Here is a 521-nt window from a genome sequence, read left to right on the forward strand (position 1 = left end):
TGCTGGTGGCTGGCGCAGTCGCTGCGGGCGCTCGGAGCCGACATCGCCGCGCGCGGCGGATCGCTGGTCCTGCGTGGGGGACCTGCGGCCAGGGTGATCCCCGAGGTGGTGCGGGAGAGCGGCGCCCGGGCCGTCTACTGGAACGGGATCGCGCAGGCGCCGCATCAGGCGGTTGAGCGCCAGCTCGAAGCGGCGCTGGCAAGGCTCGGCATCGATTCGCAGAGCTTCCCTGGCGACCTCCTTGTCCCGCCCTCGGCGATCCGCACCAAGGAAGGCCGCGGCCTGCGCGTGTTCACGCCGTTCTGGCGGCGCGTGCTGTCGCTCGGCGATCCGCCAAAACCGTTGTCTGCTCCGAGAGAGCTTCGCCCGGCTGCGACAATTGCGAGCGACAGGCTGGAGAGCTGGAAGCTTGAGCCGACCAAACCCGACTGGGCGGGCGGCCTGCGCGAGAGCTGGACACCGGGCGAGGCCTCGGCCCGCACGCGCCTGCGCGACTTCCTCAAGCACACCGCGCGGCGCTA

At 71.8% G+C, this 521-nt stretch carries 1 protein-coding gene; it reads left to right on the forward strand.

The window, feature by feature from the left end; genetic code table 11:
• The coding region (locus MOV74_RS40115) for a deoxyribodipyrimidine photo-lyase (protein WP_246933098.1) at positions 1 to 521 on the forward strand (521 nt) is incomplete at both ends.

This window comes from Bradyrhizobium sp. SHOUNA76 (assembly GCF_023006445.1).
GTDB lineage: Bacteria > Pseudomonadota > Alphaproteobacteria > Rhizobiales > Xanthobacteraceae > Bradyrhizobium.